General features: G+C 71.0%; 18 protein-coding genes and 1 pseudogene. 10 read left to right on the top strand and 9 right to left on the bottom strand.

Going from position 1 to position 21,643, the window contains the following annotated elements; genetic code table 11:
* Positions 1 to 4: 4 nt before the first annotated feature.
* The gene (locus tag JYK04_RS01970) at positions 5 to 1,255 is read right to left on the bottom strand and encodes a hypothetical protein (protein ID WP_202186018.1); all 1,251 of its coding nucleotides are present in this window, start codon (positions 1,253 to 1,255) and stop codon (positions 5 to 7) included.
* 813 nt (positions 1,256 to 2,068) lie between these two features.
* Here JYK04_RS01970 and JYK04_RS01965 point away from each other — a divergent pair.
* From JYK04_RS01965 to JYK04_RS01955, 3 genes and pseudogenes are all read left to right on the top strand, one after another.
* Positions 2,069 to 4,819 carry a helix-turn-helix transcriptional regulator gene (locus JYK04_RS01965; protein WP_229876379.1) on the top strand — a complete coding sequence of 917 codons (2,751 nt, stop codon included), beginning with the start codon at positions 2,069 to 2,071 and terminating at the stop codon, positions 4,817 to 4,819.
* A gap of 130 nt (positions 4,820 to 4,949) precedes the next feature.
* A complete protein-coding gene (locus tag JYK04_RS01960; protein WP_189743277.1) occupies positions 4,950 to 5,642 on the top strand; it encodes an alpha/beta fold hydrolase in 693 nt (230 codons plus the stop codon).
* 91 nt (positions 5,643 to 5,733) lie between these two features.
* A pseudogene (locus JYK04_RS01955) lies at positions 5,734 to 6,517 on the top strand (alpha/beta fold hydrolase).
* 131 nt (positions 6,518 to 6,648) lie between these two features.
* Here the strand turns inward: JYK04_RS01955 and JYK04_RS01950 are convergent.
* The 4 genes from JYK04_RS01950 to JYK04_RS01935 all read right to left on the bottom strand — a co-directional run bounded on the left by JYK04_RS01950 (position 6,649) and on the right by JYK04_RS01935 (position 10,251).
* Positions 6,649 to 6,861, bottom strand: a complete 213-nt coding sequence (locus tag JYK04_RS01950) for a three-helix bundle dimerization domain-containing protein (protein WP_189743275.1) — start codon at positions 6,859 to 6,861, stop codon at positions 6,649 to 6,651.
* Positions 6,862 to 7,186: 325 nt separating this feature from the next.
* Positions 7,187 to 7,855 (bottom strand): alpha/beta hydrolase, encoded by a 669-nt coding sequence (locus JYK04_RS01945; RefSeq protein ID WP_189743273.1) that lies wholly within the window; start codon positions 7,853 to 7,855, stop codon positions 7,187 to 7,189.
* A gap of 10 nt (positions 7,856 to 7,865) precedes the next feature.
* Positions 7,866 to 8,762 carry an MBL fold metallo-hydrolase gene (locus tag JYK04_RS01940; protein WP_189743271.1) on the bottom strand — a complete coding sequence of 299 codons (897 nt, stop codon included), beginning with the start codon at positions 8,760 to 8,762 and terminating at the stop codon, positions 7,866 to 7,868.
* 643 nt (positions 8,763 to 9,405) lie between these two features.
* Positions 9,406 to 10,251 (bottom strand): alpha/beta fold hydrolase, encoded by an 846-nt coding sequence (locus JYK04_RS01935; protein WP_189743269.1) that lies wholly within the window; start codon positions 10,249 to 10,251, stop codon positions 9,406 to 9,408.
* 105 nt (positions 10,252 to 10,356) lie between these two features.
* Here JYK04_RS01935 and JYK04_RS01930 point away from each other — a divergent pair, with 105 nt between their 5' ends.
* The 5 genes from JYK04_RS01930 to JYK04_RS01910 all read left to right on the top strand — a co-directional run bounded on the left by JYK04_RS01930 (position 10,357) and on the right by JYK04_RS01910 (position 15,698).
* Positions 10,357 to 10,968, top strand: a complete 612-nt coding sequence (locus JYK04_RS01930) for a TetR/AcrR family transcriptional regulator (protein WP_189743267.1) — start codon at positions 10,357 to 10,359, stop codon at positions 10,966 to 10,968.
* 699 nt (positions 10,969 to 11,667) lie between these two features.
* The gene (locus JYK04_RS01925; RefSeq protein WP_189743265.1) at positions 11,668 to 13,503 is read left to right on the top strand and encodes a glycoside hydrolase family 15 protein; all 1,836 of its coding nucleotides are present in this window, start codon (positions 11,668 to 11,670) and stop codon (positions 13,501 to 13,503) included.
* A 261-nt stretch (positions 13,504 to 13,764) separates the two neighbouring features.
* Positions 13,765 to 14,502, top strand: coding sequence for a hypothetical protein (locus JYK04_RS01920; RefSeq protein ID WP_189743263.1), 738 nt, complete (start codon positions 13,765 to 13,767; stop codon positions 14,500 to 14,502).
* A gap of 61 nt (positions 14,503 to 14,563) precedes the next feature.
* Positions 14,564 to 14,845, top strand: a complete 282-nt coding sequence (locus JYK04_RS01915) for a thioredoxin domain-containing protein (RefSeq protein ID WP_189743261.1) — start codon at positions 14,564 to 14,566, stop codon at positions 14,843 to 14,845.
* A gap of 82 nt (positions 14,846 to 14,927) precedes the next feature.
* Entirely contained in the window at positions 14,928 to 15,698 is a 771-nt protein-coding gene (locus tag JYK04_RS01910; RefSeq protein WP_202186016.1) for a transposase family protein, read from the top strand.
* Between the two features lie 56 nt (positions 15,699 to 15,754).
* On the opposite strand, the gene JYK04_RS01905 is transcribed toward JYK04_RS01910, so the two are convergent.
* The 4 genes from JYK04_RS01905 to JYK04_RS01890 form a co-directional block, all read right to left on the bottom strand.
* The gene (locus JYK04_RS01905; protein WP_189747757.1) at positions 15,755 to 16,213 is read right to left on the bottom strand and encodes a hypothetical protein; all 459 of its coding nucleotides are present in this window, start codon (positions 16,211 to 16,213) and stop codon (positions 15,755 to 15,757) included.
* Positions 16,214 to 16,416: 203 nt separating this feature from the next.
* On the bottom strand, positions 16,417 to 17,286 hold the full coding sequence (locus tag JYK04_RS01900; RefSeq protein WP_189747755.1) for an RNA repair domain-containing protein: 870 nt from the start codon (positions 17,284 to 17,286) through the stop codon (positions 16,417 to 16,419).
* Between the two features lie 844 nt (positions 17,287 to 18,130).
* The gene (locus tag JYK04_RS01895) at positions 18,131 to 18,346 is read right to left on the bottom strand and encodes a three-helix bundle dimerization domain-containing protein (RefSeq protein ID WP_189747753.1); all 216 of its coding nucleotides are present in this window, start codon (positions 18,344 to 18,346) and stop codon (positions 18,131 to 18,133) included.
* Positions 18,347 to 18,936: 590 nt separating this feature from the next.
* Positions 18,937 to 19,308 carry a winged helix-turn-helix transcriptional regulator gene (locus JYK04_RS01890; RefSeq protein ID WP_189747750.1) on the bottom strand — a complete coding sequence of 124 codons (372 nt, stop codon included), beginning with the start codon at positions 19,306 to 19,308 and terminating at the stop codon, positions 18,937 to 18,939.
* A 91-nt stretch (positions 19,309 to 19,399) separates the two neighbouring features.
* Here JYK04_RS01890 and JYK04_RS01885 point away from each other — a divergent pair, with 91 nt between their 5' ends.
* Complete coding sequence (locus JYK04_RS01885) at positions 19,400 to 20,239, top strand: SDR family oxidoreductase (protein WP_189747748.1); 840 nt, start codon at positions 19,400 to 19,402, stop codon at positions 20,237 to 20,239.
* Between the two features lie 511 nt (positions 20,240 to 20,750).
* Entirely contained in the window at positions 20,751 to 21,629 is an 879-nt protein-coding gene (locus JYK04_RS01880) for a CPBP family intramembrane glutamic endopeptidase (protein WP_189747747.1), read from the top strand.
* Positions 21,630 to 21,643 lie beyond the last annotated feature (14 nt).

Here is a 21,643-nt window from a genome sequence, read left to right as displayed (position 1 = left end):
AAGCTCAGAAGCCGTTGTCGTACCGATCGTGGGGCTTGTCGATCGAACGGGAGTCTTGCTCGGGTGATCGCGGTCGGTGCCGGGCGTGCGAAGCCCCATTCGGCCGGACGGGCGCTCTCTTGCGCGCTTCGACCGGGAACCGTCGCGGCCGCTCGTCGATCCCCAGAGGGAATCTGGCATTCCGGCACCCGGCCCATGGGCCTCCCCGTTGCCATGGCGCTGGCACAGACCGGGTGGGTGCGGGCGGAAGAGGAGCGGGCGGCCACGACGAGGCCGATGCCCAGACCGGCGCATGCCAGGCCGCCGAACTCGGCCGTCCGGGTGATCCCTGAGCTGGTGGTGAACGGCGGGGACGGCTTGATCTCGGGCAGCACGCCGTCGAAGACGGCGAGGGCAGTGAATGAACCGGCCCGCGGCGTACGGTGGAGACGTGGTGCGTACGAGCCCGGGCTGTCAGAACGGTGGTTCGGTGGAATAGGCGCCGTCCCATGTGGCCGAGGTCGATGAGGAGCTCGGCACGGAGAGATCTGTTGAATGTCGGGTGCTGTTCGAGGACTGCGGCGGCTTCCTCGGTGCGGCCGGCTTCGGCGAGCACGTCGGACAGGGCCCGGGCCGCGTACCAGGTGTCGCCCTCGGGGTGCGCCCGCGTCTGCTCGATCGCCTCGTCACCCCATCCGTGCCGGACCAGCAGCTCGGACAGCGGTACGGCCACATGCCACATTCCGTCCGGCGTAGCACCGCGCGGTAGGGCGGCGATCGCGCCTTCCATGTCGCCGCGTTCCTCCGGTACTTCGGCAAGGCGCTGCAGGGCGTGCCCGTGATGCTCGGACGCCGCGTACACACGCAGTTCCGTGATCCGATCGTGCCTGGCCAGCAGGTCGGTCAGCTGGTCACGGCCGTTGACGGAGGTGGCCTCGCGGGTGTGCAGCAGGGCGATGGCCTCCTCGATCCGCCCCAGGCGTTCCCTGATCGTGGCGGGCAGGCCCACTGCGTTGGACGGTTTCATCCGGAGGCTGTTGCAGTCGGGGTCGTTGCGAGCGGGGACCGCCGCCTCTACCCGGGCCTCCAACAGGGGCGCCGCTTCGGCGACGTCGACCAGGCACTCGGCGAGGAACCGGTCCTGGATCCCGGCGCGCGGCAGTATGAACGCCTCACCGCTGCGGTCGTGGGGGGCCAGCAGGCGCGCGAAGCAGACCAGCGCCAGCCGGTCACCGGCCTCCGCGTACGGGCGGGACGGCGCGATCGCCTCCTCCACCCGGCCCCAGTCCTCCAGCAGCCCCGCCCGGGCTCGGATCGTCGGCCACCAGTTCGTGGCGATGTACGGAGCGAGCACCTCCAACGCCTGCTCGGGCTTGCCCCGATGCCCGAGCAGCCGTGCCCACTCCAGCGCGCAGAACCACTGCCCGCGGCCGGCCTGGGACTCCACCTTCCGCTCATGACCGAGTTCGAGAAGCCGCACCACCAGCAGCGGAAGAATGCAGCCGGTCAACGTTCGGGCCCGGTAGCCAAGATCGGCAACGTCCACGACAGCGCACCACCGACACGGCCCGCACGTCGGAGCCCTCGCACGTGAGGGCAGGCGTCAAAAAACCGGGCCATGACCTACCTCGAACCGGTCGGGTCTCGACCGGCGGGCAGAAGCTCGAACGGCAGATCGACGCGCCCACAGCCGACGGGTGCCGGAAGACCCCCCGACCTGCGCGAACCGCGCGCCGGCGCAGTCCCCCCGTCAGCTCGAAGCTCCTACGAGGCAGGCGAACCCCCAGCAAGATCGTTCTCACCGGGATTTCCCGACCCGCCATCACTCACGCCCGGCCGCCACGACGTGGGGTGCGGGGCGCGGTGGGCGGAGGAACGGCACAAGCTGCCGCACGGCTCGCGGATACCGGTCCTCGAGCGCAGTGGGCACTTCGGCCGTATCGAGGAGCCGGAGAGCTTCGCCCGTGAGGTCGCCGCCTTCGTCCTCGCCGACAACGGGTAGGTATGCGCGATGCCAACTCCATCGAAGCAGTCAGCCGGCGGTAGCGGCGCCGAAGACGGCCGCGCGGCGGGTCAAGTCGGTCCGCGGGTGTTCGAGGCGGACGGCCCTCTGGTCGGGCGCACGGCGGATCTTGCCCGGATCGACCGCTTCCTCGAAGGTATCGCCCGCACGCCGGGCGGCGGCGGCCCGCTGCTCCTGCTCGGCGAGCCGGGCGTCGGCAAGACCGCGCTCCTGGCAGCCACCACCGCCCGAGCCGAGCACCGGGGCATGCACGTCGTGGCGGCCGCCGGCGCGGAGTACCGGGCGCAGCTGAGCTACAGCGGCCTCGGTCGGCTGATCGCGGAGGCGGCCGCGGCACAGCCGCCTGCCGATCTGGGAGAAGCGCTCTCCGTGGCCCTGGGCCACAGGGACGGCCCGCCGCCCGACCACGGATCGGTGGCCCGCGACGTCCTGTCGCTGGCCGCCCGGCTCGCCGGCCACCGGCCGACGCTGATCGTCGTGGACGACATCCAGTGGCTGGACCCGGCCAGCGCCACGATCCTCGGCGACGTCGCACGGCGGATGGCGGGCTTCGCCGCCGGGATGCTGTGCGCGGCCCGCGAAGGCACCGAGAGCTTCTTCGACCACAGCGGGCTCCCGATCCACGACGTGCGCCCCCTCGGCGAAGCCGACGCCCACGACCTGCTGGAGCGGTCCTTTCCCGCGCTCGCCCCCCGGGTACGGCGGCGCCTGATCACCGAGGCACAGGGCAACCCCCTCGCGCTCCTGGAGCTCCCGATCGCACTCGACGCCTCACCCCGCACCGCAACCGCCCTGCCCGAACGGTTACCGCTCAGCCGAAGGCTCCAGTCGGCGTTCGCCTCCCGCATCACCGGCCTGCCCCCGGCCACCCGCTACCTGCTGCTCCTGGCAGCCCTGGACGCCACCGGCGACCTGGACGTGGTGCGCCGCGCCGCCACCGGCCGGTGCGGTCTCAAGCACCTGGCTCCCGCCGAACGCGCCCAGCTGATCCGCGTCCACGAACCGGCCGGCCTGCACTTCCGGCATCCGCTCACCCGCTCCGCGGTGGTGGAGCTGGCGACCAGCGACCAGCGCCGCAGCGCCCACCGCGCGCTGGCCCGGGCCTGGCAAGAGGTTCCGGAGCGGCAGGCCTGGCACCTGGCCCAGGCCGCCCAAGGCCCCGACGAACGGGTCGCCGCCCTGCTGGAACGGGCAGCCGGCGTCATCGCCGGCCGCGGTGACGGGCCCGCCGCGGTGGCCGCGCTGCTGCGCGCCGCCGACCTCACCCCCCAAGCCCCCGAGCGGGCCCGCCGCCTCGCCGAGGCGGCCTGCACCAGCGCGCACCTCAGCGGCGACCTGCGGGACGTGCCGCATCTGCTCGACACCGCGCGGCGCACGGCGCCTGGGGCGGACTCGCCGGCCATGGCGGTGGCCGGGGCGGCCTACCTCCTCAACGGCTCCGGCGACATCGACACCGCGCACAGGCTGCTGTGCGGCGCCCTCACCACCCGGCCCGCACCCTACGACCCCGCCGACACGGGGCTGGCCGATGCCCTCCACACTCTGCTCCTGGTCTGCTTCTTCGGCGGCCGACCCGAACTGTGGCCCCCGTTCGACACCGCTCTGGCCAACTACCCCGTGCCCCCCGTCCTCCTGGCGGCGGCCCGCCGGACCTTCGCCGACCCCGCCCGCACGGGTCCGTCGGACCTCGCCGTGCTGGACGAAGCCATCGCAGCCCTCACCCACGATCCGGACCCCCGCCGCATCGTCCGCACCGCCATCACCGGCGCATACCTGGACCGGCTCGACGGATGCACCGAAGCGTTGCACCGCGTCGTGGCCGGCGGCCGCCGCGGCGAGCACATCGCACCCGCCATCGACGCCCTGTTCCTCCTCGGCAACCACGCCTGGCTGACCGGGCAGTGGGAGCAACTGCAGCAGGCGGCCAGGGAAGGGCTTGACCTGTGCGAACAGCACCACTACCCCATGCAGGCCTGGGTCGGGAAATACCTTCTCGCATGCACCGCCGCGGCCCGCGGCCACCACGGGACCACCCGCACCCTGACCGACCAGATGAACCACTGGGCCGGCCCCCGGCGCGCCGACACCGTACGCGCCTACGCCGCCCACGCCAGAACCCTGTCCGCCCTGGGACAGGGCGACTTCGAGGAGGCCTACCAGCAGGCAACGCTCATCACACCCCCCGGAACACTGCCGCCCTTCGCCTCGCACGCGATCTGGACCGTCATGGACCTGGCAGAAGCGGCCATGAGAACAGGCCGCCGCACCCAGGCCCAGGACCACGCCACCGCAGCCCGCACCGCGGGGCTGGACACGCTCTCCCCACGCCTGAAGATGCTGGTCCACGCCACCGGCGCACTCACGGCCGACGACGACCGCCACCCCGGCTTCCAGGACGCCCTCGCGGTCGAAGGAGGCGAACGCTGGCCCTTCGACCTGGCCCGCATCCACCTCCACTACGGCGAACGGCTCCGCCGCGCCCGCGCCCGCGCACAAGCCCGACACCACCTGGGCACCGCCGCGGACCTTTTCGAGCAACTCGGCGCGGAGCCGTGGGCCGACCGCGCGAACCAGGAACTGCGCGCCTGCGGCACCCCCGCCCGAACAGCACCCCGCCCCGCCGGCGCGGTCCTCACCCCGCAGCAGAGGCAGATCGCAGCCCTGGCCGCCGCCGGCCTGACCAACAAGCGGATCGCCGAGCGGCTCGCACTGTCCCCGCGCACCGTCTCCACCCACCTCTACCAGCTGTTCCCCAAGGTCGGAGTGACCTCCCGAGCCGGACTTCGCGACGCGCTCAAACGCCTCGACCAGCAGTGACCCGACCGGGCACTCACCGGCAGGCCGGAACTACGTCAGATGACGGAAGCGATGAATTCGACCGCATTCGTAAGGTCACCGCACGGCCCGAGCAGACCGGGCCCACACCCGCACACCCCAGGAGGAACCGATGACCGACGACGCACCGGCCGGGAACATCGTGCTCGTTCACGGAGGCTTCGTGGACGGCTCCGGCTGGCAGGGCGTGTACGACGCCCTGACCGCCGACGGCTACGACGTGGCCGTCGTGCAGAACCCCACCCTCTCCCTCGAAGGCGACGTCGCCGCCACCCAGCAGGTCATCGACCGCCTTCCGGGACCCGTCACCCTGGTCGGCCACTCCTACGGCGGCGTCGTGATCACCGAGGCCGGCAACCACCCCAAGGTGAACGCACTCGTCTACATCGCCGCATTCGCCCCTGACAAGGGCGAGTCCGTCAGCACCCTGATCGCCGACCCGCCGCCCGGCGCCCCCGTCCCGCCGATCCTGCCGCCCGACAACGGCTTCCTCTTCCTCGACCGCGAGAAGTTCGCCGAGTCCTTCGCCGGCGACCTGCCCCGCGCCCAGGCCGACTTCATGGCCGCCTCCCAGGTCCCCTGGGGCGTCGACGCCCTGGGCGGCACGGTGTCCCAGCCGGCCTGGCGGAGCAAGCGGGCCTGGTACCTGATCGCCACCGACGACCGCATGATCCCGCCCCCGGCCCAGCAGGCCATGTCCGAGCGGATCGGCGCCCAGACCGTCGAGGTCGCCGCCAGCCACTCCGTCTACGTCTCGCAGCCCGACGCCGTCGCCGACCTGATCCGACAGGCAGCCCGCAGCTGAACCGCCGCCTCCCCGCCCGCCCCGACAGGAGACTGCCTTGAAGCCCCCGCACAGACGCCGCGCCCTCGGCGGGGCCGCGGCCCTGGCCGCTGTGTTCGCCGCAGCCACCGTCACACCCGCCGCGACCGCCACCGAACACGACAGCGACCACAAGCGTCCGACGCCCAGGCCCACCGTGGTCCTGGTCCACGGCGGCTTCGCCGACGCCTCCAACTGGAACGGCGTGGTGGAACGCCTCCAGGACAAGGGATATCCGGTCCTCGCACCGGCCAACCCGCTCCGCGGCCTGACCACCGACTCCGCCTACCTCGCCAGCGTCCTCGCATCCGTCAAGGGCCCGATCGTGCTGGTCGGCCACTCCTACGGCGGCGCGGTCATCACCAACGCCGCCGCCGGAAACCCCAACGTCAAGGCACTTGTCTACGTCGCGGCCTTCGTTCCCGACAAGGGCGAAAAACTCGGCGAACTCATCAACAAGTACCCCGGCAGCGAGATCCAGGCCGCCCTCAACCCCGTGCCCTACCCCAACCCCGACGGCACCACCGGAACCGACCTCTACCTCAAGGCCGACACGTTCCGCACCGTCTTCGCCGCCGACCTCCCCGCCTCCACCACACGCGTCATGCAGGCCACCCAGCGACCCTTCAGCCCAGTCCTTCGAGGACACCACCCAGCAGGCCGCCTGGCACTCGATCCCCTCCTGGGGCCTGGTCGCAGGCGCCGACAAAGCCATCCCGCCGGCGCTGGAACGCTTCGAGTACCAGCGGGCCGGCGCCACCGTCGTCGAAGTCCCCGGCGCCTCACACGTCGCCATGATCAGCAACCCGAAGATCACCGCCAAGCTGATCGAGCGGGCCGCCGAAGCCACGGACTGACCCACCGCCCGCATTCGACCCGATCCCGGCCCGTCCGGCGGACGCGCCGACCCGACAGCAGGCACGACTCCTGGAGAGAGAAGTACCGACCTGCCTCGAATTCCCCCGCCCGGCGCCGGAACCACCTGCGCTCAGGGGGATCCCGGCTGCTCGTCGGAGTGCAGCAGGTCCTTGGCCCGGCGCTCCATCAGCACGGGCAGATAGGTACGGACGCGTGCGTAGCGGAGCTCCTCGTAGGCTGTCTCCACGGATGCCTGCACCTGCTCGGGGTCCAGCTGAGGGTGCGCTTTCATCAGCCGCTCGGCGACGTGGCCGATGACGAGTGCATCCTCGGATTGCGGCACCACGCACCTCGGCCTTCCATCGGGGATCGCTTCCCCCAGTCTTGCCGAGCGGCCCCAGGCCCGGAAGTCGATCTTCCGCCGCTCTACGCGTCTCCCAAGCCAACCCCAACTACTCGATCCCGGCCGATCCGAGCGGCGCGAGCAGCCGATCGGATGAACCAGTAGCTGTCCGCCTGGGGCAGCCCGGCCCGTACGAATCGCGGTCGGCCGGGCCTGCTCGACGCGCTCCGCACGCCGTGCCCGGGACACCGCGGCAGCGCGCCGGTCCCAGGGACGGCTCTGTCCACGAGGTCTCGTGAACAGAGCCAGTGGTGCGTGGATCCGGTCAGGACGTGTCCGGGTGCGTCGTGCGGACCTGTTCGGCGATCCAGGATTCCGCGAGCTTCGTCCAGGTCGCGGCGTCGCCGGCCCCCTCGGCGAGGCCGAGACTGTGCGGGCCGTGGGCGAAGACGTGCACGGTGTGCGGTACCTCGTGCGCGGCCAGTGCCGAGGCGAGCCGGTAGGTGTGTTCCGGCGGGACGTACATGTCCTCGGCGGTGTGCCAGAGGAAGAAGGGCGGAGAAGCCTCGGTCACCAGCGCGTCGAGGCTTGTCCGGCGGCGCAGGTCCGGTGAGGCGTCCTCCCCGAGCAGGATCAGCCGCGCGGGCCGGTACGTCTCGGTCTCCATCGATGTGATCGCGTAGCCGAGGACGGCGAACTGGACGGACTCGCGCGGATCGTCGCCGGGAGCGAGTGCGGCCAGGCCCGCGAGATGCCCGCCGGCCGAGAAGCCGATCACGCCGATGCGCTCAGCCCCCTGTTCGCGCCTGCGGCGGATCTCGGCCCGCAACGCCAGGAGGGGTTCTGGGTACCGCACCTGGAGCGGGTAGCGGAAGACGCTCGCCGACAGGCCCGGTGCGGAGAGCCACGCGACGATCGGTTCCGCCTCGTGCGGGGCGTGCGAGGCATAGCCCCCGCCGGGCAGGACGATCAGATGTGTCGTCGCGGGGTGCACGTGACCGCTCCTAGAACCAGCCGCCCACGGCGGCGCCGACGGGGTCGGCCCCCGGCTCGCGCAGGGCGTAGAGCGTCTTCGCGCCGACCCACAGGAGGGTCCTGCCGTAGGGGAGGCCGGGGTGGCGGTCGACCATCCTGTGGAAGAACTCGGTCGCGGAGGAGCACTCCTGCAGCGCCGCCTCGGCGTCGTCGAGATACCGGCGGGTCTCGGCGATGACACGGGTGGCGTCGTCGTCGAGGTCCTTGTTCTTGTGGCCGGCGACGATGTACCGGGGTGCGAGGGCCTCGACGGTGTCGATGGCGTCGCGCCAGGCGTCCAGGCCGCCTCCCGCCGACTCGCCGATGTACATGTGGGCGCCGTTGTAGAGCACGTCGCCGGCGGCCACCAGGCCCAGGTCGGGCACGTGCAGGACGCTGGTGTGCTCGGTGTCGGTGTGGCCGACCTCGACGAGGTGAAGGTCGTGTCCTTCGAGGGCGAGGGTGTTGTCGGGGACGGTGACGGCGGTGACCGGGGCGTCGGGGATCTGCCCGGGCCAGAGCTTGTCCCAGGCGAAGGGCCGGGCTTCCACGTTGCCGTGCATGACGGCGATGGTGCCGGCGGTGGCCACGACGGGAGCATCGAACCGCTCGGCGAACTCGTTGGCGCCGAACCAGTGGTCGCCGTGGCCGTGGGTGGCGACGATCGCGATGAGGTTCTTCCCGCCGGCGGCCACCCATGCGGCGACCTCCTCGATCTGGCCCGAGGTGAACGGGGGGTCGACGAGGACGGCGTCCCGCTCGCCGTGGACGAGGGTGGTCGAGATCGGCTGGAAGGTGCGGCCTTCGCCGTTGGGCAGGGGTTCGGTGACGCTGATGGGGAGCGGGTCGCAGATGTGTACGGCGTAGCCGAGGGACTGCGTGTTCATGAGTGCTGACCCTTCTGATGCGTTGGTGCGGTGCGGTGCGGTCCGGGTGGCCGGGCTCGGGCGGTCGTCGGGCCGTCGCGGGCGGTTGTCTCGGGGTGATCAGGCGAAGGTGATGTCGCTGGGGTCGATGGAGACGACCAGCGCTCGGCCGCCGCCTGGCCCTCGGGTGCGCGGGGGAGGATGCGGTGCGCGGTGGGGAGGGTGATTCCGGCGCTCTGCGTGTAGCCCGTGCAGTAGTGGGCGCCGAGGCCCCCGGCCATGATGTCGACGTCGTAGTCCGAGCGCCGGATCAGGCCGTCGTTGCCGACGTGGACGGGCTGGACGCTGTTTGTGGGTGGCGAGACGGCCCGGCCAGCGCATCTGGAGCCGTCGCCACTGCGCACCGTTCTCCTGCCTGGGTTCCAGGTCCGTGGTGTCGAGGTCCGGGAGGGTGAAGGTGAAGAGCCGGATGAGGTACGGCCACATCGCGGTGCCGGCGAAGCAGGCCCGTTGGAGGGTCGTCCACGGCGCACCGAGGGTGCGGCAGGCGAACGGGTCCCGCGGTCGTTCCGGTTCTTCGAGCGAGTTCGTCCCAGCGGACGAGACCGCCGTGGGCCTCCACGATTTCATCGAGCAGATCGGTCATCGCTTCTCCTCCTTTCGGTCACTGCGGATCGGTGAGGAACGCTTCGACGTCGGCGGCGAACTCGGCGTGGTGCTGGAACAGGAACCCGTGGGCCGAGTCGGGGTAGATCTTCAGCCGTGCCTGCGGGATCAGACCGGCGAGCAGATGGGAGTAGCGCGGGAGGATCATCGGGTCGCTGTCGCCGTTGGCGACGAACACCGATGCCCCGATGGCCGTCACCCGCCCGAGAAACGAGATGTTGGGAATGCCCCAGGCGGTGACCGCGTCGTATTGTGCCTGGCGTGTCTGCCACGTCGTGGGCACGTCCAGCTCTTCCCGGGTGAACATCCGCCCCATGGCCTTCTCGCCGGCCGACCGGCTCTCCGGGGAGCGGGTGTAGAAGACGTCGAGCACCCGGGCGGGATCGATCTCCGGAGCGCCGACGGCGTCGATGACCCAGCTCGTCCACCCGTGCATACCGGGTGCGCCCTGAGGTGCCGCCGAGGCGAGTACGACGCGCCGTGCAAGAGAGGGGCGGATCAGCGCGATCTCCTGGGCCACGAAGGAGCCCAGGGAGAAGCCGAGGAGGTCGACCTGGGCCAACTTCAGGGCGTCGGTGAAGGCGATGGCGTCCAGCGCCATCTGCGCGATCGTTCCGGGGGTCGTGCCGCTGGAGCGGCCGACGCCGGTGTTGTCGAAGGCGATGACCCGCCGGCCCTGGGCCAGGGAGTCGACCAGCGCCGGATCCCAGTTGTCGAGGTTGCCCCGGAAGTGCATGAGCAGGACCAGCGGCACACCACCCTCGCCGACCTCGCGGTACGCGTACTCGATGCCGTTGGCGGCGGCCACCGTCCGGATCGGCGCCTGTGCGTAGGACCGTGTCATGGGGATCTCCCCTGTTGACTCCGTCAGGGTATAGCGATCGCTTTACCTGATATCGACGCTACGCCTCCTCCTGACGCAAGTAAAGCGTTCGCTATACTTGCGGGCGTGGCGGCAACGGCATCGACGAACGGGACGGCCCGCGGCGGACGTGGTGCGCGTGAGCGCATACTGCGGGCAGCACAGGAGCTCTTCTACACCCGTGGCATACATGCCACCGGCGTGGCGGCGCTGATCGAGGCCGCGCACGTCTCGCCCCGGACCTTCTACGTGCACTTCCCGACCAAGAACGCGCTCGTGGAGGAGTATCTCCGCCGGTTCGAGTCGGAGAAGTCGATCGCTGCCGAAGCGGAGTTGGAGCGCGAAGACCTGCCCCCTGCACAGCGGCTTCTGGCGATCTTCGCCCCCGCCGAGGGGGATCCGCCGACACTGATCCGCGGATGCCCTTTCCACAACGCCGTCATCGAGGGGGCTGGAGAACTCCCAGAGGTGGCCCGCCTTGCGCAGCGGCACAAGCAGGCCTTCCGTGATCGCCTCGTGGCCGCAGCCGCAGAAGCCGGAGCAGCCGACCCGGACGCGCTCGGCAGGCAACTCGCCGTGCTCTACGAAGGCGCCAACGCACTGGCAGCCTCCTGCAACGACGCGCAGGTGTTCACGGATGCCCGGCAGGCAGCCCACACACTGCTGGACATCGCCCTGGGTGCCACGCCCGGACGGTGAAGCTCCAGGGTCCCCGCGGACCGCATGCCCGCCCGCCACCCAGCCGCCGGCGCGTCACAGGGCAGGCGCCGGCGGTCACGGATCCGGACCGGTGCCGAAGGCCGCGGTCCGCAGGGCGGCAGGAGCCGGGCCACGGGAGCAGGCATCACTCCTCCCGTGGCCCGCCACGCACCGGGAGGAGCCGCCCGGCGAGACGCAGGGTGCGTTCGGTCAGCGTCTCGAGCGCCGTGGGGGCGATTCTTCATGACTTCCCCACCTGAAGATCTAACTCCAGGACATTCTCGGAGTCGGCGACGAGGCGACGGTGCTGCTCCGCTTCGAGGGAGGCCATCGGCGTGCGTTCCAGCAGACCGAGGCGACAGGACGGCAGTCGCACCGGACATGATCAGCCTCATACCGCAGATCCCGTCCGACGCCGGTCACTGACGCGGGCCGCGCCGCCTGCCGTGCGGCGGAGATCCGGAGGATGAACCATGGTTCGTGTGGCACCGGCTCGGCAGGCGGTGCGGCCACATACCGAGTACGGACGGTCAACGCGCTGCTCGGCGTGATCCAGGCCGAGCGTGCGATGGCCGGCGCCGGAGCTCCAGGAGCTGCAACGGGCCGCAACGGGCTGCGACGGGCCGCAACGCACCAACGGTCTAGCATGAAGAGCGAGGCTCATCTCCTGGCCCCGGCCGCAGTGGCAGGGAGGCCCGCATGGCGTTCGACACGACTGGTTTCGAGCAGGTGGACAGCGGCCGTTACATCCCGATCGCCAACCATGGCCTGATCGGCGATCTTCGTACGACCGCCCTGGTCGGCACGAACGGCACCATCGACTGGTACTGCTGCCCGCGCTTCGACGCGCCCAGCGTCTTCGGGTCCATCCTCGACGCCGAGCGGGGCGGGTCGTTCGAGCTGGCCGCCGAGGTCGCGACCCGCACCAGGCAGTTCTACTTCCCCGACACGAACGTGCTGATCACGCGGTTCTTCGCCGCGGACGGGGTGGCGGAGATCCAGGACTTCATGCCCGTGGTCGACGACTCGCGCGAGGCGGCGCGGCACAGGCTGATCCGACGAGTGGTCTGCGTGCGCGGAACCCTCCCGTTCAGGGCGCGGATCGCCCCCCGCTTCGGCTATGGCACCGAAGCGCACACCACGCACCTCGAAGGCCACACGGCAGTGTTCCGCTCCCCTTCACTGACGCTCGCGCTGACCGCCACCACCCCCTTGGAAACGGACGGCCGGGACGTCTGGTCGAACTTCAAGCTCCGTGAGGGCGGGTCCAACGTGTTCGCCCTCGACCAGATCGGCGACGATGCCCCACCCCGGGCGTGCCCGCGCGCCGAGGCTCAGGAGCAGGCCGAGGCGACCGTCCGGTTCTGGCGCCACTGGCTGGCCCGCTCGCGCTACCACGGGCGGTGGCGGGAGATGGTGAACCGCTCCGCGCTGGTGCTGAAGCTGCTCACCTACGCGCCGACCGGCGCGATCGTCGCAGCACCGACCACCAGCCTGCCCGAGCAGATCGGCGGCGAGCGCAACTGGGACTACCGCTACGTCTGGGTCCGCGACGCCGCCTTCTGCGTCTACGCGATGCTGCGCCTGGGGTTCACCTCGGAGGCCGAGGCGTTCATGGGGTTCATCTCCGAGCGGGGCATCCTGCGGGGCACGGGGGAGACCGGTCCGTTGCAGATCATGTACGGCATCGACGGGCGCGCCGAGCTGCCCGAGTACGAGCTTCCGCACCTGGAGGGATACCTCGGCTCCGCACCGGTCCGGGTGGGCAACGCCGCCACCGGACAGCTTCAGCTGGACATCTACGGCGCCCTGATCGACTCGATCTATCTGTACGACAAGTGGGGGCAGCCGATCAGCAGCGACCGCTGGGACGAGGTCGGTGCCGTGGTGGACTGGCTGTGCGAGCACTGGGACCAGCCCGACGAGGGGGTGTGGGAGACCAGGGCGGGCCGCCGGAACTTCGTGTACTCGCGGCTGATGTGCTGGGTGGCGCTGGAACGGGCGATGCGCATGGCGAACCGCCGCGGTCTGCCGGCGGACCTGACCCGCTGGCGGGAGTCCCGGGACGCGATCTACCGGCAGATCATGCGGCGCGGCTGGTCGGCCGAGCGACGGGCGTTCGTCCAGGGGCTGGACGACCACGTGCTGGACGCCTCGCTGCTGATGATGCCGATGGCCAAGTTCATCTCGCCCACCGACCCCAAATGGCTCTCCACCCTGGACGCGCTCGGCGTGGATCTGGTCTCCGACTCGCTGGTATACCGCTACGACCCGGCCGCCAGTCCGGACGGCCTGCACGGCCCGGAGGGAACCTTCTCGATCTGCTCCTTCTGGTACGTGGAGGCGCTGGCCCGCGCAGGCCGGCTGGAGGAGGCCCGGCTCGCCTTCGAGAAGATGCTCACCTACGCCAACCACCTCGGTCTGTTCGCAGAGGAGATCGGCCCGACCGGAGAACAGCTGGGCAACTTCCCCCAGGCCTTCACCCATCTCTCGCTGATCAGCGCCGCCTTCAACCTCGACCGCGCCCTGGGCTGACACGGCATCACTGCTGCCCGCACCCTCCAAAGGACGGTCCCGCCCCGGGCGCAGCGCACGGGACGGCGGCCGGGGGGTGAGAGAGCCGAGGCCACGGGCGTTGCCTGCTCCCGATCGGCTGTAGCGCCGCGTCGGAGACGGCCCGGGACAACACACCCACCCGTGGTCATTCTCTGCGCCAACGGGTGTACCGATGTGCCTCAACGCCGTCTCGCGTACGACATCTGGTCAGTGACCTGGCGTCACATCTACCGTGGAGCAATGACGGCACACAGCCCGGGGGCGCCCGGCGGCGTGGAGCGGGGCGAGTCGGGGACGACGGACGTGGTGCTGCGGGCGGGCGGCGCCTCCTGGCTCACCGTGCCGCGCTCGCTGGGGAGCGCCGCGCAGACCGCGCTCGGTGCGGGCCTTCTCGGGCTCGCCCTCGTCCTGCCGGTGGCGGTGATCGTGCTCTTCTCCGGAGCCGGTTGGGCCACGGTGGGGGTGGTGGCCCTCTGGATGGTGTCCGCGGCCGCCGCGGCGGGCTTCGCGGGCGCACTGGCCGTGGCCTGCTTCCGGGTGTACCGGATCAGGTTCTCCGCCGTCGGCGATCCCCCCGGGGTGCGCCTGGTGCGCGGCCTGGGGAGCGGTCCGTGGCGGCCGATGGAGGAGCCGGCTCGCCTGCGCCTGGAGCAGGAGATCGAGGAGCCGTACGCCGGGGACCCCGACCCCGCCACCCGCGTCCTGACGCTGCGCCTGATCCGGGACGACTCCGACGTCTGCCGGGCCGTCCTCCCGCCGGACACCGACGCCCGACAGCTCCTCGCGGCTTTGGAGCAGGCCCTGGGGCCGGCCGTCCTGCTCGAACTCCACGTCAAACGCACCACCCGCCCCGCGCCCCGGCGCCGCCCCGGCCCCCGGAACCGCGGCCGGGGCGGGCCATCCGGCATCGGCATCAGTGGCGCCGGGGGCTACAGCTGCGGCGGCAGCAGCGGATGTGGCGGGGGCGGTGGCGGCTAGCCGGCATGGCGCAGTCACCAACGAGTGGCTGTGACGGGCACCCGGTTGAGACCATGTGCCGGTGAACTCAGGACTCCCCGCCGGATGGACGATCGAACATTTGCGCGCTCTTTCCGGAGACCCAAGCGCCGCCCCGCTCTCCTTCGATCGGCTCGTAGTCGTCGAGACCGCCGGGCAGGACGACTACGAGCTGCTCCAGCCCGATGTGATTCTTGCGTTCCACGAACTGTGCCTCGTGAGGGACGACGGTGAGTGGTTCATGGGTCAGCTTGACGCTGACGGCTCAGTGATCTGCTGGGCTTCCTACGGATCCGACCTGGCCGGGGCCATCCGCAGTCTCTGAACGCCACCCCGCATCTCCAGCCACTTTCACAACAGGCGCTAAAGGTTGTTGCGGAAGCCTCGGTTCTGGGCATTCCTCCTGTATGGGTGGGGTGTTGTGGGCTGAGCCGGTGTGGGTGGAGACGTTCACCGGGTTGCGGATGGACCGGTTCGCGAAGCTGGTGAGGGTGGTGGGGGAGCGGGTTGGGGAAGGGCCCGGTGGTGGCCGGCCGTGGTGTCTGCCGCTGGCGGACCGGGTGCTGCTGGTGGCCGTCTACTACCGCACCAACCTCACGATGCGGCAGCTCGCCCCGCTCTTCGGTGTCTCCCCGGCCACCGTCTGCCGGGTCATCCAGCGGCTCGGGCCGTTGCTGGCACTGGAGCCGGCGCCGCGGCCCGTCGCCGACGCGGCCCGGTTGTGGATCGTGGACGGCACCCTGATCCCGGTCCGTGACCGCAGTGTGGGCGCTTCCTCGAGGAACTGCCGGTTCTCGGCGAACGTGCAGGTCGTCATCGACGCCGACACCCGGCTGGTCGTCGCCTCGGCCCGGCCCGCGCCCGGCAACAAGGCCGATGCCCACGTCTGGCGCGAGTCCGGCCTGCCGGCCACGGCCGCGGGGACGACGGTCATCGCCGACGGCGCCTACCTGGGCACCGGCCTGATCGTCCCGCACCGCAAACGTGCTGGACGCCCCCTCCTGCGTGGTCAGCAGGAGGACAACGCCGAACATCGAAGGGTCCGTGCCCGCGTCGAGCACTCCTTCGCCCGTATGAAGAACTGGAAGATCCTCCGCGACTGCCGCCAGAAAGGCGACGGCCTCCACCACGCTGTCCAGGCCGTCGCCACCATGCACAACCTCGCCATGACACGGTGAACAAGCAGGTCCACTCACACGCAGACCTGCCCGCACCCAACCTTCTGCAACAACCTTTAGGACAGGCCCTTCTTCGGCCGGGGTGCGGCGTCTAGGAGTGCCCACCAGGCGTGGCCGTCGTGGTCGGTGTGGGTGCCGCAGGCGTCGACCGTACGCAGTACCGCCACCTCCGTCGGAGCGGGTCCCGCATCGTGGTGTTCGCCGGTCTGGTGGTTGAGGACCATGACGAGGATCTTGGCGTCCTGGTCGGCGAGGTGGACGCTGACGCGTTTCCCGCCGGCTGCCACGGCCGTGTGGACCAGGCTGTGGACCGTCTTGAGGAAGTCGTGCTCGTCCAGCAGCGGGTAGTCCCACTCGGCGACGGCGAGCGCGGCTTGCCCCGCGGCCTTCTTCGCCGCCCACTGGTCCGCACGGAACGCCAGCACCCTCGCCCGCCGACTGGTGACGACCAGCCGGGGCGGTACCCCGGTGAGCGACTTCGGCTTCACCGTCGGCTGCGGCCGCGGCGGCTCCACCGGCTTTTTCTGAGGCGGCGGCGACTTCGGAGGAAAACTCGGCGGAACCTTCGGACCCCTGGCTTCCACAACCTCGCTCATACCCCACCACGCTACGCCGGTTGACCGCCGCCGCGCACCGGCATCGACCACAGCGGTTCACCGCGTACCCGTGCGAGGACTCCCCGCTGGGGCGGCGATCGTGGAGACCGGTGAGCGTCTGATCAGGCGGGCGGTGACGGCGGAGGGCCGTTCGGAAGGGCCGGATTCTCCGGGTGACCTACCTCGCCGCTGCCGAGCAGAACGCGGGCCCGGACCCGCATCGGCTCGTCGCCGCGCCGGGACAGCAGGACCAGCTCGTCGACCCGGGCCGTCATGGGGCCGAGGAGGGCCTCCACCTTGTGGGCGAGGGAGCGCGGGTTCGGGGTACGGCCAAGGGACAGGTGCGGGGTGAAGCCGTGCGGGTGCGATCCGCAGAGCGGGAAGCGGAGCTCCAGGGACTCCCACAGCCGCTCCCAGGGCTCGTGGCCGGCAGCGGCCGGGTTGAGCCAGACGGTGGCGTCCTCGAGGTGTACGAACCAGTGGACGCCCGCCAGGCGGGCGGTGAACGGCGGCGTCTCCGCGAGCGCAGCGGCGACCAGCGGCAGGGCCCGGGCGAACTCGGCCTCGGGGACGAAACCGAAAAGCACGTTGACGTGCGGCGGCCAGCGGCGGATCTGCCGGTCGTGTTCGCGGCGAATGTGCTGGATCGGCGGCCACAACTGCGCCGGCGGCAGCCAGGCGACGGCGGTGCGGTTCGTCGACGGGACGGCGAGGACATCGCCGGGGGCCGGGGCCGGGGCCGGCACGGGAATGACCGGCTCGACGAGGGTCTCGTCGAGCCGGTCGACGCCGGAGGCGCGGTCCCAGACGAGCTGGCCGTCCGCCTCGAAGAACACCACCCGGTGCCAGGGGATCTCCCCGCCCGGCACGAAGTCGCCGAGCAGGACCCGCTTCGGCGGGGCCCCGCGCTCGGCGATCCCCATCACGAACCGCTCGGGGTCGAAGCGCGGGTCCCAGAGCACCCGGTGGTAGATCTCGTCGCTGGTATGCACGTCAGCACCTGCCCTCGACTATCAGGGTGACGCGCGCCCTGTCGGCCCTGCAATTCAGCGCCCGGCCCGCCCACGTTGCTGCGCGGACTCCCACCGCGGACACCGGGAAGCAAGTAACCCGCGAGTAGGACTGTCGGTGCCTGCCGATTGCCGACGTTGATTCCCGACACGGTTGCCGACACTGCCGACCTGCGGAAACCCTCTGGCCGGCTGACTGTCGACAGCCCTTGGTTCCCGGTACTTGTCCATTGCTGCCGGCGACGGCGTTCTTCCTTCCCAGTCGGCCAGAACCTTTGACCAACGAATACGTACCTACTCGTCCGGTGTCCGAGGCCATGTGCGTTGTCGGGCCGCGGGGGCGTGGGCGGGTGCGCGGGCGGGGCGGGTCGCAGTCGGGATCCGGCCGGGCTGTCGGCGGGACCGGGGAGAAGGCGGTGTGATCAGGGGGTGGCCGGTTGGTCGGAGCCCCTTCCGTCCCTCCCCGGCGGGCGTGGACCTCTCGGGCACCGCACGGTGCCGAACAGGACGTCGCGGCCCGCTGTCCGATGGCGTACCGCCCTCCGGGTTTACCCGTGCCGAGCCGGCGAGCTTGCTCCCCGACCGGATGCCTCAGCCAACATGAGGCGGGCGCCGAGCCGAGCGGCAGCTGGCAGTGCTCCCGCCTCCCGGCGCGGGGGAGTTGTGTGGTTCGGCCGGGCAGGCCGGTCCGGCTGCTGCGCTCTCTCGTCGTCCTGGTGAGGGAGAGGCGCGGGAGGGGGCGGCCGATGTGCACAGGGACGGTTCGTCGGCCACCGGGGTGAGAGCAAGGTGCTGGTGTCGTAGGGGGCAGCCGCCCAGGTCGGGGTCAGTTGTGGCGTTCCGTCTGCTCGTCGGGAGGCAGCAGGTCTTTGGCCCTGCGTTCCGTCAGGACCGGCAGGTAGGTACGCACGCGCGCGTACCTGAGCTCTTCGTAGGCCGTCTGTACTGAGCTCTGCACCAGCCCCGTGTCCATCTGAGGGTGAGCCTTCATCAGCCGCTCGGCGACGTGGCGGATGGCAACGGCATCCGGCGGTTCCACCATCCCGCTTGAGGGGATCGCCCTTCCTCAGTTTCCTGGAACAGCCCGGAGCGAGTAAGTCGATCTTCCGCCGCTGTGCGCGGTGGTCACCGGTGCCCACCGGCTGGAATCTGCCGCGCCCGTACCCGCGGGCAGCGGCGGCGGAGTGGTTTCGGCAGGGCCCGGCGCCCGGCACCCACGGCGCCACCACTCAAGTCACGTTCGGCACGGGGCAGACCGAAGAGGCCTGTTCCTGACCCCGGCGACGATCGGGCTCCGGCGGGGCCGTCCAGGCGGGAGCCCGCGGTCCGCACCCACACGGCGCGTCCGGACGCCCGGCTTGCGGCAGGCGTGCCGGCCCCGCACCCGCCAGCCGCCGACCCAGGCGGGGACATCAAGCGGTAGCACGGGCCGCTGACCGACGGGCTTGAACATCCCCAACTCGGCAGCCGAACCAAGGCACTCCACACCAAAGGGCATGCGGCCGCCCGCGCGCCCGGCTTGCCGTCATGACGCGGGCCTCCCCGAATTGTCCGATGGCCGCCGACCATCACAACCAGGCGCAGGACTGCAGATTGGACGACGTGCGCCGTCTCGATGGGCCTCAGGGGCGACTATTCCGCGGCGCGCGGTGGCAGCCGCCGTGTGATCCGGTCGAACAGCTCGGTCAGAGGCTCACCGAGGTCCCGGCCGAACTCGGTCAGCCCGTAAGTGACCTGGGGCGGCGTTGCCGGCTCGACCTCCCGCCAGACCAGGCCGTCCTGGACCAGCGTGCGCAGGGTCTGGGCGAGCATCTTCTCGCTGATGCCGTGGATGCTCTCGCGCAGCTCGTAGAACCGGAGGTCGTTGCTGCGCAAGGAGATCAGCACCCAGATGCCCCACCTGCTGGTCACGTGGTCGACCACATTGCGCGCTGGGCAGTCCGTGTGAAACACGTCATAACGTTGCACCGGCCCGGCATGGTTGAGCTGCGCGCTTTCCGTCATGGAATGAGCTTACCCAGAGGTATGTCCTTACCAAAGGTTAGCCCGGCTCCTAGCGTCAAGGCCAAAGAGGACTTTCGACCAGGAGATGATCATGATCGTGGTGACCGGGGCTACCGGAAACATCGGCCGGCCGTTGACGCAGGCGCTGGCGGAGGCGGGCCAGAAGGTGACAGCTGTCTCGAGGCATCCGGCGCCGGTGCCGGACGGGGTCCGGCACGTGGTGGCCGACCTGGCCGAGCCGGCCGGCCTCAGGCCTGCGCTGGCCGGGGCGGAGTCGTTGTTCCTGCTGCTGTCCGGCGATCTGCACTCCGCCGGAGCCGACGCTGCCGACATCGTCAGCGAAGCTGCGGCCGGCGGGGTCCGCCGGGTCGTCCTGCTCTCCACGCTGGGCGTGGCGACCAGGCCCTTCGGCCCGACGCGGATCGCGATGCGCACCCTGGAGGACACACTGCGCGGGTCCGGCATGGAGTGGGCCATCCTGCGGCCCGGCGGCTTCGCCTCCAACGCTCTGTGGTGGGCCGAGTCCGTCCGCGCGAGGCAGACCGTCGCCGCGCCCTTCGGCGACGTCGGTGTGCCGATCATCGACCCGGCGGACATCGCCGCAGTCGCGGCGGCCTGCCTGCTGGATGACCGGCACAACGGCAGGGTGTACGAGCTGACCGGCCCGGAGGTCATCACCCCCCGCCAGCAGGCACGGGCCATCGCCGCCGCGCTGGGCTCACCGGTGACGTTCCACGAGCTCACCCGGGACGAAGCCAAGACCGCCATGACGCAAAGCATGCCGGCAGAGCTCGCCGACGACACTCTGGACATCCTCGGTTCCCCGACACCGGCCGAACTGCGCGTCAGCCCGGACGTCCAGCAGGTCCTCGACCGCGCCCCGCGCTCCTTCGCCGACTGGGCTGCCCGCAATGCCGCCGCGTTCCGCTGAGACTGATCGGCGCTGCTGAACTGCTGTTCCTGCTCGGCGATCCACGGTGGCCGGACGGCGCGGGTAGAGCTACACGCTCGGCGTCCGCGCTGTACTCACGGTCCACGACCTTGCGCAGCAGGCTCTCCGCGCATGGCGAATCCACATCGCGCCGGAGCGAGACCGTCACCCTCTCGCCGTGATCCGTAGCCGAGTGGGCGCGAGTGGTGACGTGCCGTTTCGGCGGGCGGGTGGAATCCCCACCCCACGCATGTGAGGAGTCGCCGTCATGGGCGGTATGCCGGACAAGCGCCAGGAGCCGGGCAAGCGCCGCGAGGAACAGCAGCGTCTCCTGTTCGTGCCTCGGCTGCGTTCCGCGGTCGAGAGGGCTGGATCGGGTCGCCAGGTGCGGCGCATCCCCCGTGAGAGCTACCAGGGTTGTCCATCGGAGGGTGATTCGCGGATGCCTTCGAATTCCTAGCGTGGTCGTCAGGTCGCCGCCGGTGCGACCACCGCCACAGGGGAGGCCATCATGAGCACGACATCCACTGCGAAGCACGAAGCGGACCCCGGTCCGGACACCGAGCCGGTCGGCCGGGGCGGCCGTTTCGGCAGGATCCTGCGCTCCCCGCTCGGCTGGACGGCGACCGGGCTGGTCGGGGTCGGGCTGGTCGCGAGTGTGACCGCGACGGGGCCCGGTCCGGTGCCGGTGCTGGGTGCGGCCGCCGCGGTGGCCGTGTACGCGCTGGTGATGCGCCGGCTCGCCGGGCGCGCCACGCCGGAGATCGCCCGGCCCGGCGCGCTGCGCGAGGCGCTGCTCGGCGGTGGGATCGGTTTGGGCTTCATCCTCGTGTCCCTGCTGCTGATCTCGTCGTCCGGGGGCTATTCCTTCTCCTGGGCCGGGAAGAGCCTGCTTCCGGTCGTCGGGTCCGCGGTCATGGTGCAGATCGGTACCGCGGTCACCGAGGAGCTGATGTTCCGCGGTCTGTTCCTGCAGGGCCTGGAGCAGAGGTGGGGCAGCCGGATCGCCATCGCGGTGACCGCGGTGTCCTTCGGTGCCGCCCATCTGGGCGGGGCGGGGGCCGGCCTGTGGAGCGCGCTGGCGATCGCTGTGCAGGCGGGTGTGATGCTCGGCGCCGCGTACATGTGGCGGCGCAGCATCTGGTTCGTCTCGGGCCTGCACTTCGCCTGGAACACCGTTCAGCAGCTGGCCGGTGTTCCGGTCTCCGGGCACACCCCCGACGGCCTGTTCACGGTGGAGGCCCACGGTTCGTCGCTGCTGACCGGCGGTATCTTCGGACTGGAGGCATCGGTCGTGCCCGTCCTCCTCAGCGTGCTGATCACCGTCCCGATGTTCGTCCTCGCCCGCCGGGGCGGGAACCTGCTGCCCCGGCGGCGGGCCCGGCACTGACACAGACCGGCCGG

Origin of the sequence: Streptomyces nojiriensis, from assembly GCF_017639205.1 — a bacterium.
Lineage (GTDB): Bacteria > Actinomycetota > Actinomycetes > Streptomycetales > Streptomycetaceae > Streptomyces > Streptomyces nojiriensis.
The sequence above is the reverse complement of the archived record's forward strand: the minus strand, read 5'-3'. Positions and strand labels throughout refer to the sequence as shown.